Here is a 4943-nt window from a genome sequence, read left to right on the forward strand (position 1 = left end):
GCAGTGGTGGGGGTGTGGTGGCACGGAAGGGGCCCCGCATCCTGGGCGGATGCGGGGCCCCTTCGTATCAATGCGGTCCTGACGGGATTTGAACCCGCGGCCTCCACCTTGACAGGGTGGCGAGCACTCCAAACTGCTCCACAGGACCAGGTCTCGCAGCGACTGATTCTTGCGCTGTGCTGCGAGAAGAGACTGTACAGGAGGGTGAGCCCGGGGTCGAACTCACCCGGCGTGCAGGCGCCGTTACGGGACCGCCGCGTCGATCGCCTTCACGATCCGCTTGTCGGAGACGGGGTACGCCGTGCCGAGCGCGTGGGCGAAATAGCTGACCCGGAGCTCCTCGATCATCCAGCGGATGTCCAGGACGGACGACGGGACCGGCCGGCCCTGCGGCAGCTGCTCCAGGAGCCAGGCGTACTCGTCCCGCATCTCGTGGACCTTCTGCATGCGGGTGGTGTCCCGCTGGACGTTCGTCGGCATCTGCTGGAGGCGCCGGTCGGCGGCGACCAGATAGCGCATCAGGTCCGGCAGACGGCGTAGGCCGGTCTCCGTCACGAAGCCGGGCTTCACGAGGGCGTTCAGCTGCGTCCGTACGTCCGTGAGGTTCGCCAGGAGCGTCGGGCTCTTTACGCCCTTCAGACGGCGCTCACAGGCCTGCCAGGCGGCAAGCACCTGCTGCACCTGCCCGACCGTACGGACCGTCGTGTCGACGATCTCGGCGCGCACCTTGTCGTACAGCTTCCGGTACGACTCCTCGTCCCACGCCGGGCCGCCGAAGTCCGCGATCAGTTTGTCCGCCGCCGCCATCGCGCAGTCGTCGAACAGGGCCTGGATCGAGCCGTGCGGGTTGGCGGACAGGGCGAGCTTCTGGGCGTTGGTGAGCTTGTCCGACGCGAACTTGCCGGGGTTGACCGGGATGTTCCGCAGGATCAGCCGCCGGGTGCCCATCCACATGGCCTGCTGCTGCTCGGCCTCCGTGTCGAAGAGCCGAACGGAGACCGTGTCGCCGTCGTCCACGAGCGCCGGGTACGCCTTCACCGGCTGGCCCGCGCGCCGGGTCTCGAAGACGCGCGTGAGCGAGCCGAACGTCCAGTCCGTCAGCCCCGTACGCTCCAGCGACTCGCCGCCCTCGCGCTCCGCCGTGGCCGCCGCGGCCTGCGAGATCGCCTTGCGCGCCTTCGGCTTCAGCTGGAGCTGCAGCGCCTGAAGATCCTTGGCCTCGGCGAGCTTGCGGCGCCGCTCGTCGACGATCCGGAAGGTGATCTTCAGATGGTCGGGGGCCCGGGACCAGTCGAAGTCGTCCGCCGTCAGCGGGACGCCGACCATCCGCTTCAGCTCCCGCGCCATGGTCAGCGTGAGGGGCTCCTGGAGCGGTACCGCCCGATCGAGGAACTTCTGGGCGAAGTTGGGGGCGGGGACGTAATTCCGCCGTATCGGCTTCGGCAGGGAACGGATCAGCTCCGTCACCACCTCTTCCCTGAGGCCCGGGATCTGCCAGTCGAAGCCCTCGTCCGTGACCTGGTTGAGCACCTGGAGCGGGATGTGCACCGTCACGCCGTCCGCGTCCGCGCCCGGCTCGAACTGGTACGTCACCCTGAACTTGAGCCGGCCCTGACGCCAGGAGTCCGGATAGTCGTCCTTGCTGACGTCCCCGGCGCGCTCGTTGATGAGCATCGACCGCTCGAAGTCCAAAAGCTCCGGCTCCTCGTGCCGTTTGTGCTTCCACCACGAGTCGAAGTGCGCCCCGGACACGACGTGCTCGGGCACGCGCTGGTCATAGAAGTCGAACAGGGTCTCGTCGTCGACGAGGATGTCGCGGCGCCGCGCCCGGTGCTCCAACTCCTCGACCTCGGTGAGGAGCCTGCGGTTGTCGGCGAAGAACTTGTGGTGCGTACGCCAGTCACCCTCGACGAGCGCGTTGCGGATGAACAGCTCGCGGCTGGCCTCCGGATCGATCCGCCCGTAGTTGACCTTCCGCTGGGCCACGATCGGTACGCCGTACAGCGTGACCTTCTCGTACGCCATCACCGCGGCCTGGTCCTTCTCCCAGTGCGGTTCGCTGTACGTCCGCTTCAGCAGATGCCCGGCGAGGGGCTCCACCCACTCCGGCTCGATCTTGGCGTTGACGCGGGCCCAGAGCCGGGAGGTCTCGACGAGTTCCGCGGACATCACGAACCGCGGGGGCTTCTTGAAGAGAGCCGAACCCGGGAAGATCGCGAACTTGGCGTTGCGGGCACCCAGGTACTCGTTCTTCGCTGTGTTCCTCCCGCCTTCCCCGCCGGCCTCCTTCACGTCCTTCATGCCCACGTGGGACAGCAGGCCCGCCAGGAGCGAGACATGGACGCTCTGCTCCGCCGCGTCCTCCTCGTTCAGATGGATGCCCATCTGCTTGGCGACGGTGCGGAGCTGGGAGTAGATGTCCTGCCACTCGCGGATGCGCAGGAAGTTCAGGTACTCCTGCTTGCACATGCGCCGGAACGCGGACGAGCCGCGCTCCTTCTGCTGCTCACGGATGTACCGCCACAGGTTCAGGAAGGCGAGGAAGTCGCTCGTCTCGTCCTTGAAACGGGCGTGCTGCTGGTCCGCCTGCGCCTGCTTCTCGGCCGGGCGCTCGCGCGGGTCCTGGATGGAGAGCGCGGCCGCGATCACCATGACCTCGCGCGCACAGCCGTTCTTGTCGGCCTCCAGCACCATGCGGGCCAGCCGGGGATCGACGGGCAGCTGAGCCAGCTTGCGGCCCAACTGCGTGAGCCGCTTGCGTGCGTCCTTCTCGGCGGGGTCCAACGCGCCCAGCTCCTGCAGGAGTTGGACACCGTCACGGATGTTGCGGTGGTCCGGCGGGTCGATGAACGGGAACCTCTCGATGTCTCCGAGGCCGGCCGCGGTCATCTGGAGAATGACGGAGGCGAGGTTCGTACGGAGGATCTCGGCGTCCGTGAACTCCGGGCGGGCGAGGAAGTCGTCCTCGCTGTACAGCCGGATGCAGATGCCGTCGCTCGTACGACCACAGCGGCCCTTGCGCTGGTTCGCGCTGGCCTGGGAGATCGCCTCGATGGGCAGCCGCTGCACCTTCGTACGGTGGCTGTAGCGGGAGATGCGGGCGGTGCCCGGGTCGATGACGTACTTGATGCCCGGGACGGTGAGCGAGGTCTCGGCGACGTTGGTCGCCAGAACGATCCTGCGCCCCGTGTGCGGCTGGAAGACGCGGTGCTGCTCGGCGTGCGAGAGCCGGGCGTACAGCGGCAACACTTCCGTGAACCGGTAGTTCTTCTTCGTCAGCGCGTCCGCCGTGTCGCGGATCTCGCGCTCTCCGGAGAGGAAGACGAGGATGTCGCCCTTGCCCTCGCCCTGGAGTTCCTCGACGGCGTCGCAGATCGCGGTGATCTGGTCGCGGTCGGCGTCGTCCGAGTCGTCTTCGAGGAGCGGGCGGTAGCGCACCTCCACCGGATACGTACGGCCGCTGACCTCGACGATCGGGGCGTCGCCGAAGTGCCGGGAGAAGCGCTCGGGATCGATCGTCGCGGAGGTGATGACGACCTTCAGATCCGGCCGCTTGGGCAGCAGCTGGGCGAGGTAGCCCAGCAGGAAGTCGATGTTCAGGGACCGCTCGTGGGCCTCGTCGATGATGATCGTGTCGTACGCGCGCAGCTCGCGGTCCGTCTGGATCTCGGCGAGCAGGATGCCGTCGGTCATCAGCTTGAGGAAGGTCGAGTCCTGGCTGACCTGGTCGGTGAAGCGGACCTTCCAGCCGACGGCCTCGCCCAGCGGCGTGTCCATCTCCTCGGCGACGCGCTCGGCGACGGTGCGGGCGGCGATACGGCGGGGCTGGGTGTGCCCGATCATGCCCCTGAACCCGCGCCCGAGGTCCAGACAGATCTTCGGGATCTGGGTGGTCTTGCCCGATCCGGTCTCCCCCGCGACGATGACGACCTGGTGATCGCGGATGGCCGCGGCGATCTCGTCCTTCTTCTGGCTGACCGGAAGCTGCTCGGGATAGGTGACGGAGGGCACGCGGGCGCGGCGCTCGGCCATACGTGCCTCGCCCTTGGCGACCTCCGCCTCGATCTCGGCGAACACGGCGGAGCGGGCCTCGGGCTGGCGGATCTTGCGTGCGCCCTCGAGCCTGCGCCCGAGCCGGTGCGCGTCGCGCAGGGACAGCTCGGCCAGGCGGGCGGCGATATCGCCGAGGGCGGGGGCGGGATGCGTAGACATACGCCGTCCAGGATCTCACCTCGGCGAAATGAGTGGCGAACGCTTTTGTGGGCGACGCCTCCCGCTCGTGTGACCTGCGGCTTTTCGCGGGACTACACGTTGGGGGCCTGCTGGGCCTGCTGGGCCTGCTGGGGCATCGTGGGCTGGGCAACGGGTGTCTGGGCCATGAGGGGCTGGGCCGCGGAGGCCTGCGTCGCGGTCTGTCGGGGCTCCGTACGGTGCGTGGTGTCGCCGAGGGCGATGGACTTGGCGGTGTTTGCGACGGCCTTGATGCCCAGGTAGGCCGTGGTCATGGTGCTGACCGCCGTGAAGGCCGCGGTCAGCACGGCGACGATCACGGACTTGTCGCCGTCCAGGCGCCATACGCCGGCGATCGCGACCCCGGCGATCGCGAGACTGCTCAGCAGCACCGCCAGCAGCCCGTACCGGGCCCGGTACCGCTCCAGATCCAGCTCCCGTACCGGCTTCGGATCCCGCCCGCCCCACACCATTGGTCCCCCACCCCACAGCACTGCGTCGGCCAGCCAGAACCTAGCGCCGCGCCGGGGACATGCCAAGTTGAACGCACGCAGAAGACCCCGTCCTGCTGGATGGGGCCTTCGGGTTGGGGCTGGGGCTGGGTGAGCTTGGTGTCGGGGGGTGGGTGAACGATCAAGGGCCCCGTCCTGGTGGACGGGGCCCTTGGGTTGTGGCTGGGGCCGGGGTCGAACCGGCGACCTATCGCTTTTCAG

Annotated in this window: 2 protein-coding genes and 1 tRNA gene; all 3 read right to left on the bottom strand. The window is 68.3% G+C overall.

The annotated features are described in order from the left end of the window. Positions 1 to 73 precede the first annotated feature (73 nt). Positions 74 to 148: transfer RNA gene (locus AB0D27_RS38090), tRNA-Asp, on the bottom strand. A gap of 95 nt (positions 149 to 243) precedes the next feature. Continuing rightward, complete coding sequence (gene hrpA, locus AB0D27_RS38095; RefSeq protein WP_362518130.1) at positions 244 to 4212, bottom strand: ATP-dependent RNA helicase HrpA; 3969 nt, start codon at positions 4210 to 4212, stop codon at positions 244 to 246. 92 nt (positions 4213 to 4304) lie between these two features. Continuing rightward, positions 4305 to 4703 (bottom strand): hypothetical protein, encoded by a 399-nt coding sequence (locus tag AB0D27_RS38100; protein ID WP_362518133.1) that lies wholly within the window; start codon positions 4701 to 4703, stop codon positions 4305 to 4307. Positions 4704 to 4943 lie beyond the last annotated feature (240 nt).

Source organism: Streptomyces sp. NPDC048415 (assembly GCF_040651675.1).
Taxonomy (GTDB): domain Bacteria; phylum Actinomycetota; class Actinomycetes; order Streptomycetales; family Streptomycetaceae; genus Streptomyces.